At 63.8% G+C, this 23,448-nt stretch carries 25 protein-coding genes and 1 tRNA gene; 7 read left to right on the forward strand and 19 right to left on the reverse strand.

Annotated elements, in window-relative coordinates; all coding sequences use genetic code 11:
- Window positions 1-21: 21 nt before the first annotated feature.
- Both EG799_RS00190 and EG799_RS00195 read right to left on the reverse strand, forming a co-directional pair.
- Window positions 22-783, reverse strand: a complete 762-nt coding sequence (locus tag EG799_RS00190) for a hypothetical protein (RefSeq protein ID WP_123877421.1) — start codon at window positions 781-783, stop codon at window positions 22-24.
- Window positions 780-1,232, reverse strand: coding sequence for a GatB/YqeY domain-containing protein (locus EG799_RS00195; RefSeq protein ID WP_123877424.1), 453 nt, complete (start codon window positions 1,230-1,232; stop codon window positions 780-782). Before EG799_RS00195 ends, EG799_RS00190 begins: the two co-directional genes overlap by 4 nt.
- A gap of 151 nt (window positions 1,233-1,383) precedes the next feature.
- Between EG799_RS00195 and carA the strand changes: the two genes are divergently transcribed.
- Both carA and EG799_RS00205 read left to right on the forward strand, forming a co-directional pair.
- Entirely contained in the window at window positions 1,384-2,565 is a 1,182-nt protein-coding gene (gene carA, locus EG799_RS00200; protein WP_123877427.1) for a glutamine-hydrolyzing carbamoyl-phosphate synthase small subunit, read from the forward strand.
- The gene (locus EG799_RS00205; RefSeq protein ID WP_123877429.1) at window positions 2,562-2,942 is read left to right on the forward strand and encodes a hypothetical protein; all 381 of its coding nucleotides are present in this window, start codon (window positions 2,562-2,564) and stop codon (window positions 2,940-2,942) included. The genes carA and EG799_RS00205 overlap by 4 nt, the downstream gene beginning before the upstream one ends.
- A gap of 148 nt (window positions 2,943-3,090) precedes the next feature.
- Here EG799_RS00205 and EG799_RS00210 read toward each other — a convergent pair whose 3' ends face one another.
- A complete protein-coding gene (locus EG799_RS00210; protein ID WP_123877431.1) occupies window positions 3,091-3,447 on the reverse strand; it encodes an endonuclease domain-containing protein in 357 nt (118 codons plus the stop codon).
- Between the two features lie 69 nt (window positions 3,448-3,516).
- Between EG799_RS00210 and carB the strand changes: the two genes are divergently transcribed.
- Complete coding sequence (gene carB / locus EG799_RS00215; protein WP_123877434.1) at window positions 3,517-6,846, forward strand: carbamoyl-phosphate synthase large subunit; 3,330 nt, start codon at window positions 3,517-3,519, stop codon at window positions 6,844-6,846.
- Window positions 6,847-6,920: 74 nt separating this feature from the next.
- Window positions 6,921-7,409, forward strand: a complete 489-nt coding sequence (greA, locus tag EG799_RS00220; protein ID WP_181950852.1) for a transcription elongation factor GreA — start codon at window positions 6,921-6,923, stop codon at window positions 7,407-7,409.
- A 46-nt stretch (window positions 7,410-7,455) separates the two neighbouring features.
- On the opposite strand, the gene EG799_RS00225 is transcribed toward greA, so the two are convergent.
- The 5 genes from EG799_RS00225 to EG799_RS00245 form a co-directional block, all read right to left on the reverse strand.
- A complete protein-coding gene (locus tag EG799_RS00225) occupies window positions 7,456-7,704 on the reverse strand; it encodes a DUF4170 domain-containing protein (RefSeq protein ID WP_123877440.1) in 249 nt (82 codons plus the stop codon).
- A 107-nt stretch (window positions 7,705-7,811) separates the two neighbouring features.
- Window positions 7,812-8,303: a hypothetical protein gene (locus tag EG799_RS00230; RefSeq protein WP_123877444.1), complete on the reverse strand. Its 492-nt coding sequence runs from the start codon at window positions 8,301-8,303 to the stop codon at window positions 7,812-7,814.
- A gap of 88 nt (window positions 8,304-8,391) precedes the next feature.
- Complete coding sequence (locus tag EG799_RS00235) at window positions 8,392-8,712, reverse strand: hypothetical protein (protein ID WP_123877447.1); 321 nt, start codon at window positions 8,710-8,712, stop codon at window positions 8,392-8,394.
- Window positions 8,705-9,187 (reverse strand): phage holin family protein, encoded by a 483-nt coding sequence (locus EG799_RS00240; RefSeq protein WP_123877450.1) that lies wholly within the window; start codon window positions 9,185-9,187, stop codon window positions 8,705-8,707. The genes EG799_RS00235 and EG799_RS00240 overlap by 8 nt, the downstream gene beginning before the upstream one ends.
- A 6-nt stretch (window positions 9,188-9,193) precedes the next feature.
- Window positions 9,194-9,784, reverse strand: a complete 591-nt coding sequence (locus tag EG799_RS00245) for a hypothetical protein (protein ID WP_181950853.1) — start codon at window positions 9,782-9,784, stop codon at window positions 9,194-9,196.
- A 151-nt stretch (window positions 9,785-9,935) separates the two neighbouring features.
- Here EG799_RS00245 and eno point away from each other — a divergent pair, with 151 nt between their 5' ends.
- Window positions 9,936-11,225 carry a phosphopyruvate hydratase gene (eno, locus tag EG799_RS00250; RefSeq protein ID WP_123877454.1) on the forward strand — a complete coding sequence of 430 codons (1,290 nt, stop codon included), beginning with the start codon at window positions 9,936-9,938 and terminating at the stop codon, window positions 11,223-11,225.
- Window positions 11,226-11,258: 33 nt separating this feature from the next.
- Here the strand turns inward: eno and EG799_RS00255 are convergent, their stop codons facing one another.
- The 4 genes from EG799_RS00255 to ribB form a co-directional block, all read right to left on the reverse strand.
- Entirely contained in the window at window positions 11,259-12,779 is a 1,521-nt protein-coding gene (locus EG799_RS00255; RefSeq protein WP_123877457.1) for a peroxidase family protein, read from the reverse strand.
- Between the two features lie 313 nt (window positions 12,780-13,092).
- Window positions 13,093-13,416, reverse strand: coding sequence for a hypothetical protein (locus EG799_RS00260; protein WP_123877460.1), 324 nt, complete (start codon window positions 13,414-13,416; stop codon window positions 13,093-13,095).
- Window positions 13,417-13,626: 210 nt separating this feature from the next.
- On the reverse strand, window positions 13,627-14,046 hold the full coding sequence (gene ribH / locus EG799_RS00265) for a 6,7-dimethyl-8-ribityllumazine synthase (protein ID WP_123877463.1): 420 nt from the start codon (window positions 14,044-14,046) through the stop codon (window positions 13,627-13,629).
- Complete coding sequence (ribB, locus tag EG799_RS00270; protein ID WP_123877466.1) at window positions 14,046-15,350, reverse strand: 3,4-dihydroxy-2-butanone-4-phosphate synthase; 1,305 nt, start codon at window positions 15,348-15,350, stop codon at window positions 14,046-14,048. Before ribB ends, ribH begins: the two co-directional genes overlap by 1 nt.
- A 101-nt stretch (window positions 15,351-15,451) precedes the next feature.
- Here ribB and EG799_RS00275 point away from each other — a divergent pair, with 101 nt between their 5' ends.
- Window positions 15,452-15,961, forward strand: a complete 510-nt coding sequence (locus EG799_RS00275; protein ID WP_123877469.1) for a flavin reductase family protein — start codon at window positions 15,452-15,454, stop codon at window positions 15,959-15,961.
- Between the two features lie 8 nt (window positions 15,962-15,969).
- On the opposite strand, the gene EG799_RS00280 is transcribed toward EG799_RS00275, so the two are convergent.
- The gene (locus tag EG799_RS00280) at window positions 15,970-16,968 is read right to left on the reverse strand and encodes a M48 family metallopeptidase (RefSeq protein ID WP_123877472.1); all 999 of its coding nucleotides are present in this window, start codon (window positions 16,966-16,968) and stop codon (window positions 15,970-15,972) included.
- A gap of 144 nt (window positions 16,969-17,112) precedes the next feature.
- Here EG799_RS00280 and EG799_RS00285 point away from each other — a divergent pair, with 144 nt between their 5' ends.
- Complete coding sequence (locus EG799_RS00285) at window positions 17,113-17,349, forward strand: hypothetical protein (protein ID WP_123877474.1); 237 nt, start codon at window positions 17,113-17,115, stop codon at window positions 17,347-17,349.
- Window positions 17,350-17,494: 145 nt separating this feature from the next.
- Here the strand turns inward: EG799_RS00285 and EG799_RS00290 are convergent.
- The 6 genes from EG799_RS00290 to EG799_RS00315 all read right to left on the reverse strand — a co-directional run bounded on the left by EG799_RS00290 (window position 17,495) and on the right by EG799_RS00315 (window position 23,410).
- A tRNA-Lys gene (locus EG799_RS00290) sits at window positions 17,495-17,570 on the reverse strand.
- Between the two features lie 81 nt (window positions 17,571-17,651).
- On the reverse strand, window positions 17,652-18,770 hold the full coding sequence (rodA, locus tag EG799_RS00295) for a rod shape-determining protein RodA (RefSeq protein ID WP_181950854.1): 1,119 nt from the start codon (window positions 18,768-18,770) through the stop codon (window positions 17,652-17,654).
- Window positions 18,767-20,833 (reverse strand): penicillin-binding protein 2, encoded by a 2,067-nt coding sequence (gene mrdA, locus EG799_RS00300; RefSeq protein ID WP_123877477.1) that lies wholly within the window; start codon window positions 20,831-20,833, stop codon window positions 18,767-18,769. Before mrdA ends, rodA begins: the two co-directional genes overlap by 4 nt.
- A 4-nt stretch (window positions 20,834-20,837) precedes the next feature.
- On the reverse strand, window positions 20,838-21,392 hold the full coding sequence (gene mreD, locus EG799_RS00305) for a rod shape-determining protein MreD (protein ID WP_123877479.1): 555 nt from the start codon (window positions 21,390-21,392) through the stop codon (window positions 20,838-20,840).
- Entirely contained in the window at window positions 21,392-22,336 is a 945-nt protein-coding gene (gene mreC, locus EG799_RS00310; RefSeq protein ID WP_123877481.1) for a rod shape-determining protein MreC, read from the reverse strand. Before mreC ends, mreD begins: the two co-directional genes overlap by 1 nt.
- A gap of 27 nt (window positions 22,337-22,363) precedes the next feature.
- Window positions 22,364-23,410 (reverse strand): rod shape-determining protein, encoded by a 1,047-nt coding sequence (locus EG799_RS00315; RefSeq protein WP_123877484.1) that lies wholly within the window; start codon window positions 23,408-23,410, stop codon window positions 22,364-22,366.
- Window positions 23,411-23,448: the final 38 nt, after the last annotated feature.

The following is a 23,448-nucleotide window of genomic DNA, read 5'->3' on the forward strand; positions in this document are numbered from 1 at the left end:
CCCTAGCAAACGACCGACGCGCTACATACCCCCTGCAACCGCGTCCGCCGCATCGCGGTCGCCCGGCCACGGGGCATTCGCACTGGCGGTGAGCGAATCCATCTGCAACTCGTAGGCTTTTGCCGATCCTTCGGGCGGCTGCGTGGATTGCCAGAAGAAGGTCAGCGTTTCGCCATCGCGCCAGCCATCCCCGCCAACCACGCGCCATACCAGCTGGCCGTTGTCGAGCTGCACCTTGATGTCGGCATCGTCCCCCAGCGCCTCGCGCGCCTGTTCGACATCGTAGCCGATGACGTTGGCGAAGCCGGCGGCGGGCCGTGTCATGCGGAAGACCATCGTCTGCGGCACGGGGGCGGCCGGATCGGGGGCTTCCATGTCCGGACGACCGAGCCCGATGCGGTGGACATAGGTGTAGAGCGCGCCTTCGGCCTGCGCGGCGGTGTCGCACTCGCCCTCCGGCGGGGTGACCTGACCGGGCGCGGGATCGGCGTCGGCCTCCGCCATGTCATCCTCGCTACCTTCGGGAGCGGGGCAGGCCACGTAGCTGACCATCTGGCCCAGGACCGTGCCGTCCGCGGCGGTCAGCACGGTGGTCGTCTCCGGTCCCCCCGGGCCGGCGATGCGCGGGCCAAGCGGAATGTTGCGAAGCGCCGCGGCGACGAGCGTGCGCGGGCCGGCGTCCGTCGTGCTGGCGGTCGGCGTGGGCGCGGGCTGCGGCTCCGCGCCGCATGCTGCCAGCATTGGGCCGAGCGCGAGGGGGAGGGCGACAAGGCCGATCCTCACGACAGCGATTCCTTCACCAGCGCGCTCGCTCTCGTCATGTCGAGTTCGGCCCCGTGTCGCGCCTTCAGCTCGCCCATCACGCGGCCCATGTCCTTCACGCCGTCGGCCCCGGTATCGGCCTTCACCCGTTCGATGGCGGCGCGGGTTTGGGCCTCGTCCATCTGCTGCGGAAGGAATTCCTCGATCACGGCGAGTTCGGCCTTTTCCTGTTCGGCCAGTTCGGTACGCCCGCCCTCCTCGTACATCTGGATCGATTCGCGCCGTTGCTTGGCCATCTTCTGGAGAACGTCCGTCACCAGGGCGTCGTCATCCGCGCTCGCCTTGCCAGTCCGCTCCTCGATGTCGCGATCCTTAATCCTGGCGCTCACGAGCCTGAGGGCGGCGACCCGCTCCTTGTCCCTGGCCTTCATGGCGGCGACGGTTTCGGTCTTTATTCGATCACGCAGCATGGTGTTTCCTGTGGATGGTCTGGCGTCCTGATAGTGCAGTGCGCCGATAAGCCAAGTGTTCCTCGCGATGGCCGCTTGACGGGGGCCGCAACCGGGCCTAGCCGCTGGGACTTAGCACACATCACCGGTCACTTCTCTTCGGGAGCCCCCTATGGCGTTTTCCGCCTTTTCTTCTGCGCGTAGCACGGGGCCGACCGGCGTTCTTGTCCTTGCCGACGGCACGGTGATCCGTGGCCACGGCTTCGGCGCCACCGGGCAGGCGGTCGGGGAGGTCTGCTTCAACACCGCGATGACCGGCTATCAGGAAGTGATGACCGATCCGTCCTACGCCGCGCAGATCGTCACCTTCACCTTTCCCCATGTCGGCAATGTCGGCGCGAACCCGGAAGACGTGGAAAGCCGGGTGGAGGCGGCGGTCGGCTGCATCGTGCGCGAGGAGGTGACTGCCAGTTCCAACTTCCGCGCCAGCGCGCAGTTCGCCGAGTGGATGGCCCGGACGGGGCGGATCGGCCTGTCGGGCGTGGATACCCGCGCGCTGACCCGGCGTATCCGCATGAACGGCGCGCCCAACGCGGTCATCGCTCACGATCCGAAGGGCGAGTTCGATATCGACGCGCTGGTACGGCGCGCGCAGGACTTTCCCGGGCTGGAGGGCATGGACCTCGCCAGCCGGGTCAGCCGGGAGATCAGCGAGCGGTGGGAGGGCGGCCACTGGACGCTGGGCGAAGGCTACGGCGCCGCGCCCGAGGTGGAGCGCCCGCACGTCGTCGCCATCGATTACGGCAGCAAGGACAACATCTTCCGCAGTCTCGCCCGCGCCGGCGCGCGGGTGACGGTGGTGCCGGCGAAAATATCGCTGGAAGAGGTGCTGGCGCTGGAGCCGGACGGCGTGTTCCTCTCCAACGGCCCCGGCGATCCGGCGGCGACGGGCGCATACGCGGTGCCGGTGATCAAGGCGCTGCTGGAGCGCGACGTACCGATCTTCGGCATCTGCCTCGGCCACCAGATGCTGGCGCTGGCGGCGGGGGCGAAGACGGCCAAGATGCACCAGGGCCACCGCGGCGCGAACCACCCGGTCCAGCGCGTCGGGGAAGGGTGGGGCGACACCACCGGCCTCGTCGAGATCACCAGCATGAACCACGGCTTCGCGGTCGACGGCGACACCCTGCCTGATGGCGTCGAGCAGACGCATGTGTCGCTGTTCGACGGCTCCAACTGCGGCATCGCCATCAGCGGAAAGAAGGCGTTCGGGGTGCAGTATCACCCGGAGGCGAGCCCGGGGCCGCAGGACAGTTTCTACCTGTTCGAGAAGTTCGTGGGGATGCTGGGGTGAGTGAAACGGTCGATTATGATCGCGTCTGGCTTCCTCAGATTGTTTGGTATTGCAGGCTCATTGCTGACGATCGGAAGCTCAACATGGCTTTTGAACAATCGGGAGATAAGATTTGGACGTCGGTCGTCAATTACGATGAATTGGTGGAGCAAGTTCTCGATGTTCCGCTCGATATTCGGTTCAGCGCCATTCTTTCGACTTCGGCATCTGCCGATTTAAAGAAAGCTCTCGCGGAATTCCTAAATATGTTCACAGCGTTCGATGATGCGGTAGGTCGATCGGGTCGGCCTGATTTACAGTCGCGAGAGTGGCGCGAAATTCAAGCCCGTGCCCATGATGTTGAAGTGCTGGCCTTCGTTGAAGGGGTGGGTCGGTAATGCCCCAACGCACCGACATCTCCTCGATGCACGTTATCGACGCCGCGAACTCCCTTCCCCTTGGGGAAGAGTTGGGGATGGGGGTTCGGCGGTGGTGAGGGAGAGTGAGCTTTCTGGCGTGGTACACCCATCCCCCGGCCTCTTCCCTCTAGGGAAGGGGAGGCTGGTTGCGGGCGAGGTGGATTTCTTCGCTGATGACTTGCAGAACGCCTTCTGTGTTGGCGAGAACGTCGTTGTTCCAGAAGCGGATCACCCGGTAGCCGTGGGCCTCGATGATCTCCGTTCGCCCGGCATCGGTGATGCTTTCAGCGTGTTGCCCACCGTCGAGTTCGATTGCGAATCGCAAGGAACGGCAGGCGAAATCGACGATGAAGTCGCCGATCTGGTGCTGCCGGGTGAATTTCGCGCCGCAAAGCTGACTACCGCGAATATGCGACCACAAGCGCCTCTCGGCATCGGTTGGATCCTTGCGCAGGTTTCGCGCGAGGCTGGTCAATCGCTTCATTGTGAACGCCGTAACCCCATCCCAACCCTTCCCCAAGGGGAAGGGCTTTCGATAGCATCAAGGCCCTAAATGCCCAAACGCACTGACATCTCGTCCATCCTCGTCATCGGCGCCGGGCCCATCATCATCGGGCAGGCCTGTGAGTTCGACTATTCCGGCACGCAGGCGATCAAGGCGCTGCGCGAGGATGGCTACCGCGTTATCCTCGTCAATTCCAATCCCGCCACGATCATGACCGATCCGGACATGGCCGACGCGACCTATGTCGAGCCGATCACGCCCGAGATCGTCGCCAAGATCATCGCGAAGGAAAAGCCCGACGCGCTGCTGCCCACGATGGGCGGGCAGACCGCATTGAACTGCGCGCTCAAGCTGGACGAGATGGGCGTGCTGGCCGAGCATGGCGTGGAGATGATTGGGGCCAGGGCCGACGCCATCGACAAGGCAGAAAACCGCAACCGCTTTCGCGAGGCGATGGACGCGATCGGCCTCGAAAGCGCGCGCAGCGGCACGGCGCACGACATGGACGAGGCGCACGCCATCCTCGAGCGCACCGGCCTGCCCGCCATCATCCGTCCCAGCTTCACCATGGGCGGCACGGGCGGGGGCATCGCCTACAACCGCGCCGAGTTCGAGCAGATCGTGCGCCACGGCCTCGACGCCAGCCCGACGACAGAGGTTCTGATCGAGGAATCGTTGCTCGGCTGGAAGGAATACGAGATGGAGGTTGTCCGCGACAGGAACGACAACGCCATCATCATCTGCGCCATCGAGAACGTCGATCCGATGGGCGTCCATACCGGCGATTCGATCACCGTCGCCCCGGCGCTGACGCTGACGGACAAGGAATACCAGATCATGCGCTCCGCCAGCATCGCGGTTCTGCGCGAGATCGGCGTGGAGACGGGCGGATCGAACGTGCAGTTCGCGGTCAACCCGAAGGACGGCCGCCTGATCGTGATCGAGATGAACCCGCGCGTGTCGCGCTCGTCGGCGCTCGCCTCCAAGGCAACCGGCTTTCCCATCGCCCGCGTCGCGGCCAAGCTGGCGGTCGGCTACACGCTGGACGAGATCGACAACGCCATCACCGGCGCGACGCCCGCCAGTTTCGAGCCGACCATCGACTATGTCGTCACCAAGATCCCGCGCTTCGCGTTCGAGAAGTTCAAGGGCGTCGAGCCGAAACTGTCCACCGCGATGAAGTCGGTCGGCGAGGTCATGGCCATCGGGCGCAACTTCAAGGAATCGCTACAGAAGGCGCTGCGCGGTCTGGAGACGGGCCTCGACGGGTTCAACCGCGTCACCGAACTGGAAGGGCAGAGCCGAGAGATCATCACCGCCTCGCTGAGCCAGGCGACACCCGACCGCATCCTCAAGATCGGCCAGGCCTTCCGCGAGGGTTTCACCGTGGAGGAGCTGCACGCGATCACCTTCTACGATCCGTGGTTCCTGCGCCATATCGAGGAGATCATCTACGAGGAGCAGATGATCGGGCAGGATGGCCTCCCCAACGATGCCGACAGCCTGCGCCGCCTGAAGGCGATGGGCTTTTCCGACCGTCGTCTGGCAACGCTCGCGGTGCGCTCGGTCGGCGTTGCGGGCGGAATGGGCGAGACGCAGGCCAAGCGCTCGGGCCTGCTGCATGACGCCCTTCGCGCGATGGCCGGCGCGACCAGCGAGGAAGAGGTCCGCAAGCTGCGCCAGAAGCTGGGCGTGCTGCCCGTCTACAAGCGGATCGATTCCTGCGCTGCCGAATTCGAGGCGATCACCCCCTACATGTACTCGACCTACGAACAGCCGAGTTTCGGGGAAGCGGAGAACGAGGCCTGGCCGTCCGAGCGAGAGAAGGTCGTGATCCTGGGCGGCGGCCCGAACCGGATCGGGCAGGGCATCGAGTTCGATTACTGCTGCGTCCATGCCTGTTTCGCGCTCGCCGAGGCGGGGTACGAGACGATCATGATCAACTGCAATCCGGAAACGGTCAGCACCGATTACGACACCTCCGACAGGCTCTATTTCGAACCGCTGACGGCAGAGGACGTGCTGGAAATCCTGAGGGTCGAACATAGCCGCGGCACGCTCAAGGGGGTGATCGTGCAGTTCGGCGGGCAGACGCCGCTGAAGCTCGCCGGCGCGCTGGAACAGGCGGGCATTCCGATCCTGGGCACCAGCCCCGACGCCATCGACCTCGCCGAGGACCGCGAACGCTTCGCCAAGCTCGTCGGCAAGCTGAAGCTGACGCAGCCGATGAACGGTATCGCCAAGAGCCTGGACGAAGCGCTCGCGGTGGCGCACCGCATCGGCTATCCGGTGCTGCTGCGCCCCAGCTACGTGCTGGGCGGGCGGGCGATGGAAGTCGTCGACGGCGACGCGCAGCTCGAAAACTACATCGATACCGCCGTCACCGTTTCCGGCGACAGTCCCGTGCTTGTCGATCAGTATCTGCGCGATGCCATCGAATGCGACGTCGATGCGCTGTGCGACGGCGAACAGGTCGTGATCGCCGGGGTCATGCAGCATATCGAGGAGGCGGGCGTCCATTCGGGCGATTCCGCCTGTTCGCTGCCGCCCTACAGCCTCTCGCCCGACATCGTCGACGAAATGAAGCGGCAGGCCGAGGCGCTGGCGCTGGCTCTCGACGTGCGCGGGTTGATGAACGTGCAGTTCGCGGTGAAGGACGGCGTCGTCTATCTGATCGAGGTCAATCCCCGCGCGAGCCGCACCGTGCCCTTCGTCGCCAAGGCGACCGGGGCGCAGATCGCCAAGATCGCCGCGCGCGTCATGGCGGGGGAGATGCTGGCGGATCTGCCGGCGGTGAACATCGACATCCCCTACGTCGCGGTGAAAGAGGCGGTCTTCCCCTTCAACCGTTTTCCCGGCGCGGACCCGGTACTGACGCCGGAGATGAAATCCACCGGGGAGGTGATGGGGATCGATCTCGACTTCCCCACCGCCTTCGCCAAGTCGCAGATCGCCGAGGGCAGCAAACTGCCCAAGTCGGGCACGCTCTTCGTTTCCGTCAAGGACAGCGACAAACCGCACATCATGGAGCCGGTTCGCCAGCTGGCGCAGATGGGGTTCGACGTTGTCGCAACCGGCGGAACGCAGCGCTACCTGGCCGAGCAGGGTCTCTCGGTGGAACGGATCAACAAGGTCGCGGAAGGGCGTCCGCACATCGTCGACCGGATGATCGACGGCGACATAGCGCTCGTCTTCAACACCACCGAGGGCTGGCAGAGCCACCGCGACAGCCAATCGATCCGCGCTTCCGCGCTGGAAATGAAGATACCCTATTATACGACGGCAGCCGCGTCGGCGGCGGCGGCCCGGGCGATCGTCTCGGTCGATGCGAGCGCGCTTGAAGTGCGTTCCCTGCAAGACTATTATAGCCAGAGCTAAACGACACGATCCTCCCGCATTTCGATCCCCGCACCCGCCCGCTGTGGCGGGCAGGGGCACTTGGCGGCAGGCAAATGGAAAGACTGGGGTTTGCGATGCAGAAAGTGCCGATGCTGGCCGAGGGTTACGAGAAGCTGACCAACGATCTCAAGGCTCTGCGAGCGGAGCGTCCCAAGATCGTGGACGCCATCGAGGAAGCGCGCGCGCACGGCGATCTGTCCGAGAATGCCGAATACCACGCGGCCAAGGAACGGCAGGGCCAGGTCGAGGCGCAGATCGCCGATCTGGAAGACAAGACGAGCCGCGCGCAGATCATCGATCCGACGACGCTTTCGGGCGACAAGGTCGTTTTCGGCGCGACCGTGACCGTTCTGGACGAAGACGACAAGCCGTTGAAATACCAGATCGTCGGCCAGGCGGAGAGCGACGCGAAGAACGGCCGCGTGTCCTACGAAAGCCCGCTCGCTCGCGCGCTGATCGGCAAGAGCGTCGGGGAAGAGGTGGAAGTGACCGTCCCTTCCGGCGACAAGTTCTACCTCATCGACAAGATCGAGTTCGTCTGATCTTCCCCGGGGGCGTGCGCCCCGACGGCGCCCTCTTCCTGCCGCATCACTCGCCCGGCAGATCGGGTTCGAGCAGCCGGTGCAGATGCACGATGACGTATTTCATCTCCGCATCGTCCACGGTACGCTGGGCCCATCCGCGCCATGCTTCCTCGGCGGTTTCGTAGTTGGGGAAGAAGCCGACGACGTGCAGATCCTTCAGATCCTGAAACTGCAGACCGCGCGGATCGGTGACGCGTCCACCCATCACCAGGTGAAGAAGTTGCTGATCTTGCTTGGCGGGTTTGTCGGCCATGCCGGTATCGTCCTGTCAAGATGGGAGTGAATGGCTAAAACGCCCCGGCACCTACCGGCGAAAAGCCGACAGGTGCAAGGGCGCTTTTGCCGGAAGGGCGGGGACGATCAACCGCGGCCGAAGGCACGCGCTATGCGCTTGCCGGTTTCTCGGCTGGCAATCCTCGCGGCGTCGCTGGACTTGTCGGCGCGGTAGGCAGCCTCCCTGCGCAGGGCACGGGTCTTGTCGCCGACCGTATCGCCGAAATCGCTGGCGCGCCGGCGACCGGCCCGGCCGATATCTTCCGCATCGTCGGCAATATCCGCCGCGAAGGCCGAGGCGATTTCCGCTGCGACCGCAGCCAGCCCCATCGCCTTCGCCCCGCCACGGGCGGCGGCCTGTCGCGGGCCCTTGAAGAGGCCGGCGATGAGAATGCCGAGCGCCACGCCGCCGGCTGCGGCGGTCAATGGATGTTCCTTGACGAAATCGGTGAAGGCATCGGTCGCCTCACCCGCCTTTTCAGATGCCTTTTCGGTGAAGCTTTGCTGATTGCGCGCGTCTTCGCGGGCCTCGGCAGCGGCGATGCGAGCCTTGATCTCGGCACGTTTGGGATCGTTCATGTGGTGTCTCCGGGTGTGTTTCGTGTCGTGTTTCCAACGGGCTACTCGCGTGAAATGTTCCGCAGCGCCAGCGTCTGCTGGGAGGAGTTCAGGTGAGGTCTTCGCCGTGGAGAAGCCAGTCGGCAAAGCCCTCGAGACTGTCCCTGAACAGCCAGGCAACCACCGCCGCTATGCCGAGGGCGGCCCCGGCCGAAACCTGCCCGCGGTTGTCGTCGGCGTAGTCGATCGCGGCGTCCTTCAGGTCGCCCGCCCCTTCGCGGGTTCGGTCGAGCAGTCTTTCCCCGATATTGCGCGAGGATCCTTCGCCGGTGATATCGGCCTTGAGGTTCCGGATGTCCTGCTTGACCATCCTCTTGGCGCGCATCCGCAGCGCGCGATCCTCTCGCAGCGCGAATTCCAGTCTATTCATGATCGGAAATCCCTTCGGCATGCGTATCGAGAGTGCGTCGCATGTGCTCGATCGCTCCTCGTGCCTTCCGGACAAGAAGATAGGCGACCACGCCAAGAGCAAGGACGACGACCGCAGTTGCCCCCCATGCGGTAATCAGCGGGGTCAGGGCGATGATGAGACCGATGCTGAGCGCGATCGCGGCAATCAGCGCCACGATACCGGCCCCGGCACCGAAAATCGCCGCCGTCTTGATCCGGTCCGCCACGAATTTCGCGCGGCTCTTCTGAAAGGAAACCTCGGTATCGACATAGGTACGCACGTCGTCGACAAGCGCTTCGACGTCGTCGAACAGGGAATCGTGCACCTGCCGGGATACCGCCTCCCCATCGGCAGAGCCCACCGTATCGACGGGCTCTGTCACGGGATTTTCGCGCGGATACTCTTCCGCGACGCCGGTTGGCGGGGCGAGGTTGGCGTCTGCTCTCGTGGCCACCGGGTCTTAGCGGAACAGGCGGGCGAAGAAGAAACCGGCGACGGCCGCAAGGCCGACTGCGGTGGCGGGGCTGCGACGGATCGATTCGCGCGCTTCCTCGCTCAGTTCCTCGATGCTCTTCTCGTCGAGCTTGCGGGCGTTTTCCTGCAAGGTGCGCGAGGCGCTGCGGGCGTAATCACCGTATTTGGGGCCCAGCTTTTCGTCCAGCGTCGCCGCGTTGTCGTCGATGACGCGAGAAAGACCGGACAGAGCCTCGCTCGCCTTGTGCTTGCCCTCGACCGAAAGTTCGCTGGCCTTAGTCTTGGCGCTGGTGCCGTAACCTTCGCCGCGAGCCCTGGCCTGTTCACGATATTCGCGACCGCGGGCCTTCGCCTCGTCCCCGAGAGCGGCTGCGCCCGCCTTCGCCTCGTCGAGGGCGGCGCTGAAGCGGCTCTTGGCTTCGGACGTTCGCGGGGAGGTGGAAGCCGTTCCCGCCTCGGCGCCTGTTGTGGCGGTGGAGGGAGCCGTCGTCGCCGTCGCTGTCTTGGCGGTTGTCGGAGTGGTCGTCGTAGCGGTCGTGGCCGGGGTGGTTCCGGTCGTATTGGGCGTGTCTGCCATTCTTCGAACCTTTCTATGAGAGGGGTCGTCGCCCTCAGGTTGCAATGTGTTATGGGTGCAATACACCCGCGTTCACGAAATCAACGCGTATTGCAACGCAATGTTCCGCCGCATAGGAGGCAGTCGAAATCGAGAGCAGGAGCCTTGCGCAATGACCGCCATCATCGACATTCACGCACGGGAAATTCTCGACAGCAGGGGCAATCCCACGGTCGAGGTCGACGTCCTGCTGGAGGACGGCAGCTTCGGGCGCGCCGCCGTCCCTTCGGGTGCCTCGACCGGTCGGCACGAGGCCGTCGAACTGCGTGACGGCGACCCTGATCGCTACATGGGAAAGGGCGTGTCGCAGGCCGTCGCCTCGGTAAACAATGCCGTCGCCGACCTGATCGTACTGGGCCCGGATGCGGAGAACCAGCGCGACATCGACATGGCGCTGTGCGAACTCGACGGGACGGACAACAAGAGCAAGCTGGGCGCGAACGCCATTCTCGGCGTCAGCCTCGCGGTGGCCAAGGCGGCGGCGAACGCCCGGGGGCTGCCGCTCTACAGCTATGTCGGCGGTGTTTCGGCGCATGTCCTGCCGGTACCCATGATGAATATCGTCAATGGCGGCGAACATGCCGACAATCCCATCGATATTCAGGAATTCATGGTCATGCCCGTTGGCGCGGAAAGCCTGGCGGAGGCGGTGCGCTGGGGGTCGCAGATCTTCCACACGCTGAAGAAAGGCCTGGCCGAGAAGGGGCTTGCAACGTCCGTCGGGGACGAGGGCGGTTTCGCTCCCGCCATCCCCGGCACGCGCGACGCGCTCGATTTCATCATGGCGTCGATCGAGAAAGCGGGCTTTGCGCCGGGCGAAGACGTCGTGCTGGCGCTCGACTGCGCCTCGACGGAATTCTTCCGCGACGGCAAGTACGAGATCTCGGGCGAGAACCTGTCGCTCTCGGGTGACGAAATGGCCACCTATCTCGCAAGGCTGTGCGACGATTACCCCATCCGGTCGATCGAGGACGGGATGGCCGAGGACGATCTCGACGGCTGGAAAGCCCTGACCGAGATGCTGGGCGACCGCGTGCAACTGGTCGGTGACGATCTGTTCGTGACCAATCCGGCCCGGCTGTCCATGGGGATCGAGCGCGGACTGGCCAATTCTTTGCTGGTGAAGGTCAACCAGATCGGTACGCTGACCGAAACGCTGGCGGCCGTCGATATGGCGACCCGCGCCGGCTATACCAGCGTCATGAGCCACCGTTCGGGAGAGACGGAGGATGCGACCATCGCCGACCTCGCCGTCGCGACCAATTGCGGGCAGATCAAGACCGGCTCCCTCGCGCGGTCGGACAGGCTGGCAAAGTACAACCAACTGATCCGTATCGAGGAAGAGCTGGGCGACAGCGCGGTCTATGCCGGTAAGGGCTGTTTCGGACGGATCGGCGGCTGACCCGGGGGCGACGGGCCAACCGCCGACCCGCGATCAGATAACGTCCGCAAAATCGAGAATGTTGCGAAGGTTCCTGATCGTCCCCCCGGAACCGGGATCGACGTCGATGCCGTTCGCCCTGACCGCGGGATCGGGGCTGTTGTTGAGGTAGGAATTCGGATCGGCCTTGATGAAGAACAGGATCGTCTCGCACACGATCCGGCTGCCGAGCTCTCCCAGGTGTTCCCCGTCCTGCTGGACCGCGGCCTCGCGCAGAAGGTAGTACCACAACGGCGTGCGATGATCGAAGAAGTTGTCCCGAAGTACGTCTGCGATTGTCCCGTCCTCGCCATCGGTCATTTCCCTGGCCGTAAGCGGCCTCACGGCGAACGCGTCGGCGACTGCCTGCCCGGTCGGCACCGACAGGTTGAAGGCGCGCACCAGGTTCGAGCGCGCCAGGTGCCCCAGAACCGGATCGCTGGCCCGATCGCCAAGCGGTAGCTGGAACAGGCCTCGCGCCAGCTTCGTGTCGATCTTGCGCGCCATCTGCGTGGTGCCCCCGGGATCGACGAACCGGTTCCAGTCGATCACGAAGTCGGCCTTCAGATGGCCGTCCGGCTCGAAATAGACCGGATCGCTGGTGGCGGGATCGAGCTGGCCCGCCGGCCCGAGGAGCTTCATCACCTCGATTTCGGCAGCTGCGCCGTTCAACTTGTAAAACGGCCGGATCATCGAATGACCGAAGCGAAACGCGCTGGTCGAGAATTCGAGCGGCATGAAGGCCGATGCGCGGCCCGCCGTAGCTCCCAGAAAGCGGGGTCCATTGGCGAGCGTATCGTCGACGATGTAGGGATCGCAAACCCGCTTCAGGTAATCGTTCACGACGACGTATTGGTAAGCCCAGCGCACGAGCTGGCGAGCGCGGATATATCCCGCACGCGGATCGCCGCCCTGCGCGGCCAGCACCTTGTTGTAGAATTCGATGAAGGCGAACTGGATCTGGCTTACCACCAGATTCTCGTCGTTGCGCGCGTCGGGAATCACCGCCTGCCGCCCATCTTCCCGGGGCAGGTCGCGCCTGCCGCTTCCGGTGTCGACGAAGCGCAACAATGAATAGTCGCTATCATATAGCCTGTCGGACTGCGTCACGGCGCCTGGCGCCAGCGCCGGACCTTCGCCAAACACGGAATCAAGGTCGAGTTGCGGCCGCCGTCCGTTCGTCAGGCCTTGCACGACCGCGTCAGGGTCGACGGGGAATGCCGCTTCGTTCGCGCCGATCCGGCTAAGACTGGTATCGCGGTCGGTGCGCGCGGTAATGTCGTGGTCGATGAACTGACCGAAATAGGTATAAATGGCCGGAATATCGGAATCGAGATCGGGATGCGCCTCACCGATCTTGCCCGGGTCGGCCATCGCGCTGCCGAGCGCTCGCAGGCCGTGCAGCGTGGCTTCCGACCGCGGAAGCAGACAGGGAAGCGAACGGGCGGCTTCGGGAAACATGTAGTCGAACGGCGTGGAAAACAGGATCTCCTCTTCGGAAACCAGTCCCAGCATATGCGTGACTTTTTCGAACATGACACCTCCCTCTCCGGGAAGCGTGCCTCCCGGATTTGCAGCGCTTGATACGATTTTCGGGTGCGACTCGTGTTGTCCGGCACGAGGATATGCGCGCCATGGACCGGCGCAATCGCGTTAACTTTTGTTGAAAGGAATGCGTCGGCGGGACGGCGAGAAAAGGAAATCGAATTGCGTCAGAGCGCCGGACAGATATCCCGCGCCGCAAGATCGTTTGTCGTCGCGTTCCGTTCGCAATGTCCGCGCGAAGTTTTTGCGAAGCGCCGCTATTGCTGCGCATCCGGGCGAAAAAACGCCCCGGCTCGGCGCAGGATCATCCGGCGGGCGCCCGCTCTTCCTCGGCCTCGACTTCTTCCTCGATCGCCTCCTCGATGGGTTCGATCCGCTCCATCACCTTGCGGTTCTTCCGACTCAGCAGATACTGCCAGACGCCCCAGGCATTTATGAGCAGGAGGATCGCGTTCATCGCCGCGATCGGCATCGCATCCGTAGTCAGACCGGAAACGATCCAGATTACGGACACGGCGCAGAACAGGATGAAGCCCCAGCCGGTCGCCTTGCGCCCGAGATCGGCGGCGATCGTTCCGGCCGCCAGCATCGTTCCGATCGCGGCGATCCATTCGAGAGGTCCGTTCATACCGGAAGGCAGCGCGTGAAGGGGCGGGGCGTTCCACGCGCAACAAGGACACGATCTTTATCAAGTCGCGATGCACATCGAAATGTGACGCGGTTTGACCAGACGCGATTAAGGGCACTTCATCCCCCGAGGGGTGCCCGATCAGAGCCGAACCTGTCCCTCATCGTTCTTTTCCGGGCCGACTTCGCACGCCGTATACCACGCTGCGGATCAGCGAAAACGCTCCTGCAATTCGAGCAGTCGAACCGCGGCCCGGGCCGCCTCTCCGCCCTTGTCCTTTTGCCCGGGATCGGCTCGAACCCGCGCCTGATCCTCGTTCTCCACGGTCAGGATCCCGTTGCCGATAGCAATGCCATCCATCGTCAGCGCCATGATCGCGCGCGCGCTCTCGCCCGCGACGATCTCGAAGTGATAGGTCTCGCCGCGGATGACGATACCCAGCGCGACGAAACCGTCATATCGGCCGCTCTCTGCCGCCAGCGCTATGGCACCCGGGATCTCCAGCGCGCCGGGGACGCTCAGAACCTCGTGCTCGTGCCCTGCCGCTTCGAGTGAAGCCGTCGCACCCCTGACGAGCATGTCGTTGAGATCGCCGTAGAAACGCGCCTCCACGATAAGAAATCGAGCCATCAGCTATTCCTTTCGCAAGCGATTGGGCGCTCGCCCACGATGGACAGATCGTACCCTTCGAGGCCGACGAGAGAGTGCGCGGTGTTGGTCAGCAGAATCATGTCGTGAACCCCCAGTTCCGCCAGAATCTGCGCCCCGACACCGTAGTCGCGCTGTTCGGCGGGGAACTTTGCATCGTCCGGCTCCCGTCCGGCCCGCAACCGGCGGATGGCGTTGGAGGGATAGGCGCCGCTGGGGCGGTTGATCAGCACCACGACGCCGGCCCCCTCCTCGCCGATCATCCGCATCGCTCCCTCGAGCAGCCCGGCACGCGCGGTATCCTGCGCGAAGACATCGTCGAACACGGAAAGGGCGTGCATCCGCACGAGGGTGGGGCGGGCCGGGTCGATATGGCCCTTGACCAGTGTAAGTGTCTCTTCCTGGGTGGCCTTGTTGAAGAAGCTTATCGCGCGCCAATCACCACCCCAGCGGCTCTGGAAGCGCTCTTCCTCGCGCTTGACGACCAGATGATCGTGCTGCCGCCGATAGGCGATCAGATCGCTGATCGTCCCGATCTTCATTCCGTGTCGACGCGCGAAGCGCATCAGATCCTCGAGGCGGGCCATCGATCCGTCCTCGTTCATGATCTCGCAGATCACCCCGCTCGGGTTGAGGCCTGCCAGGCGCGAGATATCCACAGCCGCTTCCGTATGACCGGCGCGCACCAGCACGCCGCCTTCGCGCGCCTGAAGGGGAAAGACGTGACCAGGCGTCACGATATCGTCGGCCGTTCGGGCGGCATCGATAGCGACCGCCACCGTGCGCGCGCGATCGGCGGCGCTGATCCCCGTCGTCACGCCCTCCTTCGCCTCGATCGAGACGGTGAAGGCGGTCTGATGCTGTTCGCGATTGTTCCGCGACATGGGTTCGAGGCCGAGCGCGGCAACACGCTGCCGGGTCAAGGCCAGGCAGATGAGCCCGCGCCCGTGCGTCGCCATGAAATTGATTGCGTCGGGCGTAACCATCTGTCCGGGTATGATGAGATCGCCCTCGTTTTCCCGGTCCTCGTCGTCCACGAGAATGAACATCCGGCCGTTGCGCGCTTCCTCGATAATATCCTGGCTTCCGACAAGGACAGGGGTTGCATCGTTTTCCTCAAGGAACCGGTCGAGCTTGTTCAGCGTCTCGCTGGTCGGATTCCACCCTTCCTCGTCGCAATCGCGCAGGGTGTTGGCGTGAAGGCCCGCCGCCCGCGCCAGTCCTGCCTTGCTCAGCGTCCCTTCGGCGACGATCCGCCGCACCTTGTCTATCGTTGCAGTCATCACGGCACCTTATCACATTCTAATGTGATAGCAAGGTGCGAACCTCACATTGCCCACGCGCATTGACGCTTGCACCTGCTACGCCGGCGCTGCATGGAAAGCCGATGGACGCATCTCGCGAGCATCCCGACCGCCTTGTCGACAGTTTTCGCGAGGCCATGCGGCACGTCGCCTCGACGGTCTACGCTGTCACGACCAACGACGAGGGCAGGCGGTACGGCATTCTCGCAACCGCCGTCAGTTCGCTCAGCTTCGCCCCGCCTTCGGTGCTGGTATGCGTGAACAGAACCGCTTCGTTGCACGATCCGCTGGCGCGGGCGGAGCGTTTTTGCGTGAACGTTCTGGGCCTGGGCAACCGCGACGTGGCCGAACACTTCATGCGGCCCGAGGCCGATCGCTTCGCGGTCGGGAAGTGGGAAGAAGACCTGGGCGTCCCCGTCCTCGCGACCGCTCAATCGAGCCTCATCTGCCAGACCGCCCATCGCCAGATATTCGGAACGCACACCATCTTCATCGGCGAACTGCTCGCTGCCAGCCATCGAGAGGACGCCACGCCGCTGACCTATTTCGATCGCAACTACATCGACATAAGCCGCGCCCCCGAGCGCCCCTGACTGACGGATCAGAACGCGCGATCGCGCATGGTCAGCAGATGCCCGGGCCAGCTCGGGCCGCGCCCCGCAGGCAGATACATCGCAATCTCCCGGGCAACCAGATCCGCCCGGGCGCTCTGCGAGGGGTAGATCAGGCTCGGAAGGATGCCACCGCCCACGTGGCAGCCTTCGGGCGAATTCCAGAATCGCACGATAGCCGCAGGATCATAGCCGGCATTGGCGAGCAGATGGACCGAAAGCCGGTCCGCCTCCACTTCTGCCATGCGGTTGACCTGCTGATTGCGCCCGACCTCCGCGAACAGTCCGTTCGTGATCCCGGCGGCCTCTTTGCGCTCCCGGTGGTGGAGTATGTTGTGGGCGAGTTCGTGGGCCACCACGATTGCAAGCTGCTCGTCATCCAGAGCCGTCGCAAGACCGGCCCCGATCTGCACCACGCGGCCGTCCGATCGCGCCTGCTCGCCGTCGCCCGCCAGGATTTCGACCAGTGAACGGCACCCGGCCAGCGGATCCAGGATCACGTCGCGGCGTTCGCCATCCCGACTTACCGTGAGGGTGATTGGTTCCGAAGGAGCCTGGTCGGCGAGGATTTCGAATGCCGCTTCGCGCAAGTGGCTTTCGTCAGACGTGCCGAGCGTGCTCGTCGCTTCGCCGTTGATTGCCACTATACCGTCGTCGCGCAGTAAACCGGCCTTCGATGCGGGGGAGTGGGGCAGCACGGCCGCAATCGCCAGTTCGCTCTCCGCGAACCGGCCGCGGGCGGAGCCATTGGCCCGGTATTGATCGGCGCTGTGCAGCAGGAGTCCGGTAATCGGCATCTGTCTATCGCAAAGGCTCGCATTGGCGTGCATGAGGCGCTCGGCAATCTCCGCGAGGCGCAGATCCTGCTCCTCGAGCGCGCTCCACGCCCCCGCGTCCTGCGCCTTGGCAAGCTGCGGCGTGACACCTGTCCCGACAGTCGCGGTGGCGATAGCCATCGACCCGGCAAGGGCGAAAGAGAGTCGAGACATTACGCGGGAACCCTTATAACGCTGGAAAGATGGGCGGTGATAATCAGGTTTTAACCTTGCATCCGGCAAGTGAACTGCGCAGGAACGGTCCTTGCCGACAGGCGTAAAGGGATTGTTCCGCTTTCACACAAGGGATTGAAGTTTATGTTTTTTCGCAAAGCTCTATTCGGACTGGCATCGTCCGGCCTAATGCTCGGCAGCACGATGGCAGCCGCGGCGCCCTCAGCGTCGCCCATCACCGGCGAGCGCGAAGCGACGCCGATCACGCAGGCTGACGACATGGGCGGCATGGGACTTGGCTGGCTCATTGCGCTGCTGGTTGCCGCGGGCGTTGTCGCGGTGATCGTCACCGACGACGGGAATGACCCCGTCAGCCCGTAGGTTCGGCGCACTTATCAGGTAATCGCGGAAGGCGGGCCGGAAGGTCCGCCTTTTTCGTAACCGCGACCACCCAAAAAGCTACTGGACAACCTACGCACGCGACGCCGAAATTCGGATCGGAAGTTGTCTGGAAACTGAGAGGGAATGGTGGACGCACTAGGGCTCGAACCTAGGACCCGCTGATTAAGAGTCAGCTGCTCTACCAACTGAGCTATGCGTCCACACCGGCATCAGGGCCGCCCGCATCGTGTTGCGGAGAGGCGCCCATATAGCGGCTGTTTTCGACTTGAAAAGACCTTGTTTCAAAAACCTGTCCGGCGACCCTGCCGGTTCCACCGTTCGACCATCATGATCGAGCCCACGCAGATCATGTTCGTCATCATCGACGAACCGCCGTGGCTCATGAACGGCAGGGGGATGCCGACGACGGGGGCAAGCCCCATGACCATCATGAGGTTCACGGCGACGTAGAAGAAAATCGTGGCAGTCATGCCACCCGCCAACAGGCGGGAGAACCGGTCGGGCGCGTCGCGCGCAACCAGCAAGCCCCAGCGCAGGACGATTCCGAAGATGAGAAGGACGAGGAGCCCCCCCAGCAGTCCCCATTCCTCCGCCATCGTGGCAAAGACGAAATCGGTGTGTGGCTCGGGAAGGTAGTCCAGCTGGCTTTGCGACCCCTGACCAAAGCCCTTTCCGGAAAAGCCGCCCGAACCGATCGCGATCTTCGACTGGATGATATGATACCCGCTCCCCTGCGGATCGCTTTCGGGATCGAGGAAGGTCAGGACACGCTGCTGCTGATAGGGTTGCAGGCCGAAGAAATAGGCGACAGGCGCAAGCACGACGGCGGCAACGCCGCCGCCCACGAACCACTTCATCGGGATGCTCGCCAGGAACATCAGCACGATGCCTCCGAACCCTATGGCCAGCGCCGTGCCCAAGTCGGGTTGGAGAAGAACGAGTCCCATCGGCAGGGCCATCAGGGCCAGGGGCACCAGCAACGCGCGCCAGCTGTTGATGAGCCCGACGGGGAGGGCGCTGAAGAAAGCCGCGAGGATCAACACGATACCGGGCTTCATGAGTTCGGAGGGCTGGAGAACCAGCGGCCCGAGTTGCAGCCACCTCTGGCTTCCCCCGCCCAGCGCGCCGACTGCTTCCACCGCCATGAGCAGCAGGAGAATGACGACGTAGACAGGTACCGCAGCCATCTTCGCCCAGTGCTGGGGGAAGTAGGACATGATCAGGGCCATCACGAGGAAGATTGCGAAGCGCAGCAGCTGCGACGAGGCGTAGGGCGTCATCGAGCCACCGGCGGCCGAATGCAATACGGCTGCGCTGAAGGCCACCAGGAGCGTCAGGGGTAGAACGACCCTCCACGGAAAGGTAGCGAGGGCCGGAGGGAGAGTCAGACCGTTCCTCACGTCGTCACTCGCGCTGATGCGTCTCGTGCGGGGGCAGACGCCGGCGTCGGCTCGGCGCGCGGATTGGCTTCGCCACGCGGTGTGAACGCCCCGGTATCGGGCGCGCTCGGGGCGACAGTCGCGGCCCGCGCTTCGGCATCCACCTGCTTGGCGAGCGTAATGGGCGGGGGAGGGGGCGGTATGTCGACCCCGGCAGCTGCGGCGTACTGGGCGTAGTTGCGATCGAGTCGTTCCTGCGCGGTCCCGCCCCACTGCTCTTCCAGCGCATGCAGGGCTTCCAGCCCCTTCTGCGGGGCTAGCAGGAAAGTCATGACATCGCGCGCCACCGGATAGGCGGAACCCGAACCACCGCCGTGCTCGATGACCACGGCTCCCGCATACCGAGGATTGTTGAACGGCGCGAAGAAAATGAAGAGACCGTGATCGCGGTACTTCCACGGCCCGCTCTTGCCGTTGGAGAGATTGAGTCCCACGACCTGCGCGGTGCCGGTCTTGCCGGCCATCAGGACATCATCGATCGGCAACCGGGCACGCCCCGCCGTGCCGGGACCGTTGATCACGTCCTTCATCGCGTTCTGAATGATCTGAACGTGATCACCATGAAAGTTCATGCTGTCGAACCGCGGCGTCGTGCCGTCAAGCACCAGGCGTGGCATGACCTTCTCGCCGGTCGCGATGCGACTGGCATAGACCGCCAGTTGCAGCGGATTGAACAGCATGTAGCCCTGCCCGATGGTCGCATTCACGGTATCGAACGCCTGCCATTCGCGCCCGTACTTCTCCATCTTCCATTGCGGGTCGGGCACCGTGCCGTAGAACTGGCTCACGACCGGGAGGGGGAATTCCTGACCTAGTCCGCAACGGCGCGCCATATCGGCGATGACGTTCATGCCCAGCTTCTGTGCGAAGTGATAGAAATAGACGTCGCACGACTGGTAGATGCCCTTGGCCATGTCCACCGTTCCGTGCCCGCCGCGTTTCCAGCAGTGAAACACACGATTGCCAACCCGAAGGCCGCCAGTGCAGACGGTGGTTTCGTCCGGCGAAAGGCCCGCCTCGAGAAACGACATCGCGACCATCGGTTTCACGGTTGACCCGGGGGGATAGAGGCCTTTCAGCGTCTTGTTGCGCAAGGGAACGCGGTCGTTTTCGCGCAGCATCGAATATTCGACGCTGCCGATACCGTCGGAGAAACTGTTGGGATCGAAGCTGGGCATGGATGCCATGCACATCAGGTCGCCGGACTTGCAGTCCATGATGACGACCGATCCCGATTCCAGACCCAGCCTGCGTGCGGCATAATCCTGCAACGGTCCGTCGATCGTCAGCCGGACGGGATCGCCCTGCACGTCTTCGCGGGTTTCAAGGTCGCGCACGATCCGACCGGAGGCGGTCACCTCCACGCGGCGGGCCCCGGGTTCGCCGCGCAGCCTCGCCTCGAACTGACGTTCCAGTCCATCCTTGCCCATCTTGAAGCCCGGAGTGAGCAGCAGGGGTTCGGGGTCTTCCTCGTATTCCTCGCGGCTGGGTGCGCCGACATATCCGATGAGATGGCCAACCGCCGGACCGGTTGGATAATAGCGGGAGAAACCACGCTGGGGTATCACGCCCGGCAGTTCCGGCAGGCGGACGCTGACCGCCGCGAACTCTTCATAGTCGAGGCCGCTTGCCACGGGAACGGACGAAAAGCCGGTTGCCTCGTCGAGCTTGACGCGAAGATCCCGCTTCTCGACATCGGAGAAGTTGAGCAGATCGCCGAGCAGATCGACGGTCCTGTCGGGATCGTGCAACCTTTCGGGAATGATGTCGACGCGGAAATCCGCGCGGTTCGAGGCTAGCGGAGAACCGTTACGGTCGAGGATCCATCCGCGACGCGGGGGAATGAGCGACAGGTTGACCCTGTTGCTCTCCGCCTCCATTTCGTACTTCTCGTTCTCGGCGACTGCGATGTAACCCATCCGGGCCGCGAGCAACACGCCGATCCCGCCCTGCATCGCGCCCACGAAGAAGCTACGCCTGTCGAAGACGTGCTTCAGCGAATTGGACGTGAGGTTCTGTTCCATATCGTCAGCCCAGGCGCTTGACCCGCGCCAGCCGCAGCCTGTCCAAAAGGGAAACCATGCTTGCTATAATGGGAAACAGGATGATCGAGAGCAAGACCTGCGGGAGCAGCAGGGGGAATTGGGACAGCGCCAGGGCCGAGCCCGAAAACACCGCACTTGCCGTGAGATAGACGGTGACGAACAGGGCGGCTGTCAGCCAGTCCTGCCAGAAACCGCGCCATGGAAAGCGAACCTCGAGAACGTCAAGCGCGATCATGGTAAGGGAGAACAGCAGGATGCCGCTCCCGAGGGGCTGCCCGGAGAACAGGTCGTCGGCAAATCCCAGCGGCAGGCCCGCCCACATCGGTAGCAGACCCGGACGTGCCAGACGCCACGCCAGGAGGAATAGGTAACCGAGCGGCGGAAGCAGCGGCGCGGGCGCTATGATCGGCAGCAAGGGGGTCAGCGATCCGAAGAGTATCGTTATCCAAGGCAGGCCGTAGGCAAGAACGGGCGAGTGGTCGCGGTTTATCTTGCGTCCGAAAACGTCGCTGCGCGCGCTTGGGTTAAGCCGTTCCATCAATCTGCGTCGGCATTCGATGCGCCGGCCACCGGGTCTGCGGCATCGTCATCATCGACCGGCATTTCCGTTCGCAGGGGTGCGTCCATCGCGTCGATGACATCGGGTTGCCAGATTTCCTCGACCACCACGTAATCGGTTGCCGCGGGGTTGGACAGCAACTGACCGATCGCACCGTCATCGGTGATCTGCGTAACCATCGCCACCGCCACCCCGGGCTTGAACAGGCCCCCCGCGCCCGACGTTACGAAGATATCCCCCTCCTCGAGCGGATTGATCCCAAGGTTGATGAGACGCAGGCGAAGCGAACCGTCCGCACGGCCTTCGGCAAAAGCCACGACATCGTCCGTCGCGCGGCGAACCGGTACGACGCTTTCCTGATCTGTAAGCAGCAGGACGCGCGAGGATGTCGCGCCCGCTTCGAGAATGCGCCCGACGAGCCCGGTGGGCGATGCGACGGGCATTCCAACGGTAACGCCGTCCCGCCGTCCGGCGGAAAGATAGGCGAAGCGGCGCGTGCTCGATGCTGTCGAACCGATCAGCCGACCGGTCGCGACTACATCCCGCTCGTCTCGAGCCATGCCGAGAACGGCTTTGAGACGCGCGTTTTCCTGTTGCAGAGCGCGCGCTTCGGTCAGCTTGACGCGCGCGATGCGTATTTCCCGCTCAAGATCAACATTCTTGCTGCCCGCATTGTAATATCCGGCAATCGCCTCGAAAATGTTGCGCGATTCCACGCGTGTCGCCGCCCCCGCTTCGCCGACCGGTGCGGTCACGTCGGCAGCCATTGAACGCAGGCCGTTGAAGGTTTCGGGACGCCACAACGAAATGATGAGCAGCAAAGCGCCCAGGATCGCGCCCAGACCCGCCAGCACATAGCCGGCGAACAGCCCAAGCTGCGCCTTCTTGTTCGATCCCGATCGCTGCGTCGATGGCGGTGCCATTTAGCGCGCGCCCCCCATACTTGCCGCTCAGGCGGTCATCAGGACGCCGCGATAGATCGGGTCTTCCATAGCCTTGCCGGTGCCGATGGCGACACAGGTCAACGGGTCTTCCGCAATGGACACAGGGAGGCCTGTCTCTTCCTTGATATGATCGTCCAGGCCGCGGATAAGGGCGCCGCCTCCAGTCAGGACAATGCCCTGATCAACGATGTCGGCCGCCAGCTCGGGCGCAGTATTCTCCAGCGCGATGCGCACGCCCTCCACGATCGCGCCGATCGGCTCGGACAGGGCTTCGGCGATATGAGCCTGATTGATGCTGATTTCCTTGGGCACGCCATTCACCAGATCGCGGCCCTTGATCACGATCGCTTCGCCCACGCCGTCCTCCGGAACGGTGGCTATCCCGTAGTCCTTCTTGATCCGCTCTGCCGTCGCATCGCCGATAAGCAGGTTGTGATGCCTGCGGACATAGGAGACGATGGCCTCGTCCATCTTGTCGCCCCCGGTGCGTACGGAAGTCGTGTAGGCCAGCCCGCGGAGCGAGAGAACCGCGACCTCGGTCGTGCCACCGCCGATGTCGACCACCATCGAGCCGACGGGCTCGGTCACCGGCATGTCCGCACCGATCGCGGCCGCCATCGGTTCGAGAATCAGAAACACTTCGGAAGCGCCCGCATTGCTCGCGGCATCGCGGATCGCGCGCTTTTCCACAGAGGTTGATCCCGACGGAACGCAGATGACGATCTCCGGATAGCGCAGCAAGGTGCGCTTGCCGTGAACCTTGCGAATGAAATGCTTGATCATCTCCTCGGCGATCTCGATGTCGGCGATCACGCCGTCACGCAGAGGGCGGATCGCCTCGATGCTGTCGGGGGTCTTGCCCATCATCATCTTGGCGTCCTCGCCGACAGCCTTCACCCGCTTCACCCCGTTCAGCGTCTCGATCGCCACGACGGAGGGTTCGTTCAGCACGATCCCACGATCCTGCACATAAACCAGCGTATTGGCCGTGCCGAGGTCGATGGCCATGTTCTGCGAACCGAACTTGAAGATATTGGAGAAGAAGGAACCCATTAATCAATCCGTATCTTGTGCAAGGCCGCGACGCGAAG

This window comes from Aurantiacibacter spongiae, from assembly GCF_003815535.1.
Taxonomy (GTDB): domain Bacteria; phylum Pseudomonadota; class Alphaproteobacteria; order Sphingomonadales; family Sphingomonadaceae; genus Alteraurantiacibacter; species Alteraurantiacibacter spongiae.

Excerpts from the sequence above, each read along its gene's own strand:
- ribH (WP_123877463.1), bottom strand. The coding sequence starts at position 14,046 with ATGGCTCGATTTCTTATCGTGGAGGCGCGTTTCTACGGCGATCTCAAC.
- EG799_RS00225 (WP_123877440.1), bottom strand. The coding sequence starts at position 7,704 with ATGGCCGACAAACCCGCCAAGCAAGATCAGCAACTTCTTCACCTGGTG.
- mrdA (WP_123877477.1), bottom strand. The coding sequence starts at position 20,833 with ATGGAACAGAACCTCACGTCCAATTCGCTGAAGCACGTCTTCGACAGG.
- carB (WP_123877434.1), top strand. The coding sequence starts at position 3,517 with ATGCCCAAACGCACTGACATCTCGTCCATCCTCGTCATCGGCGCCGGG.
- EG799_RS00210 (WP_123877431.1), bottom strand. The coding sequence starts at position 3,447 with ATGAAGCGATTGACCAGCCTCGCGCGAAACCTGCGCAAGGATCCAACC.
- EG799_RS00230 (WP_123877444.1), bottom strand. The coding sequence starts at position 8,303 with ATGAACGATCCCAAACGTGCCGAGATCAAGGCTCGCATCGCCGCTGCC.
- EG799_RS00245 (WP_181950853.1), bottom strand. The coding sequence starts at position 9,784 with ATGGCAGACACGCCCAATACGACCGGAACCACCCCGGCCACGACCGCT.
- greA (WP_181950852.1), top strand. The coding sequence starts at position 6,921 with ATGGAAAGACTGGGGTTTGCGATGCAGAAAGTGCCGATGCTGGCCGAG.
- EG799_RS00275 (WP_123877469.1), top strand. The coding sequence starts at position 15,452 with ATGGACGCATCTCGCGAGCATCCCGACCGCCTTGTCGACAGTTTTCGC.
- mreD (WP_123877479.1), bottom strand. The coding sequence starts at position 21,392 with ATGGAACGGCTTAACCCAAGCGCGCGCAGCGACGTTTTCGGACGCAAG.
- carA (WP_123877427.1), top strand. The coding sequence starts at position 1,384 with ATGGCGTTTTCCGCCTTTTCTTCTGCGCGTAGCACGGGGCCGACCGGC.
- EG799_RS00235 (WP_123877447.1), bottom strand. The coding sequence starts at position 8,712 with ATGAATAGACTGGAATTCGCGCTGCGAGAGGATCGCGCGCTGCGGATG.
- EG799_RS00285 (WP_123877474.1), top strand. The coding sequence starts at position 17,113 with ATGTTTTTTCGCAAAGCTCTATTCGGACTGGCATCGTCCGGCCTAATG.
- EG799_RS00255 (WP_123877457.1), bottom strand. The coding sequence starts at position 12,779 with ATGTTCGAAAAAGTCACGCATATGCTGGGACTGGTTTCCGAAGAGGAG.
- EG799_RS00260 (WP_123877460.1), bottom strand. The coding sequence starts at position 13,416 with ATGAACGGACCTCTCGAATGGATCGCCGCGATCGGAACGATGCTGGCG.
- EG799_RS00280 (WP_123877472.1), bottom strand. The coding sequence starts at position 16,968 with ATGTCTCGACTCTCTTTCGCCCTTGCCGGGTCGATGGCTATCGCCACC.
- eno (WP_123877454.1), top strand. The coding sequence starts at position 9,936 with ATGACCGCCATCATCGACATTCACGCACGGGAAATTCTCGACAGCAGG.
- mreC (WP_123877481.1), bottom strand. The coding sequence starts at position 22,336 with ATGGCACCGCCATCGACGCAGCGATCGGGATCGAACAAGAAGGCGCAG.
- EG799_RS00195 (WP_123877424.1), bottom strand. The coding sequence starts at position 1,232 with ATGCTGCGTGATCGAATAAAGACCGAAACCGTCGCCGCCATGAAGGCC.
- EG799_RS00315 (WP_123877484.1), bottom strand. The coding sequence starts at position 23,410 with ATGGGTTCCTTCTTCTCCAATATCTTCAAGTTCGGTTCGCAGAACATG.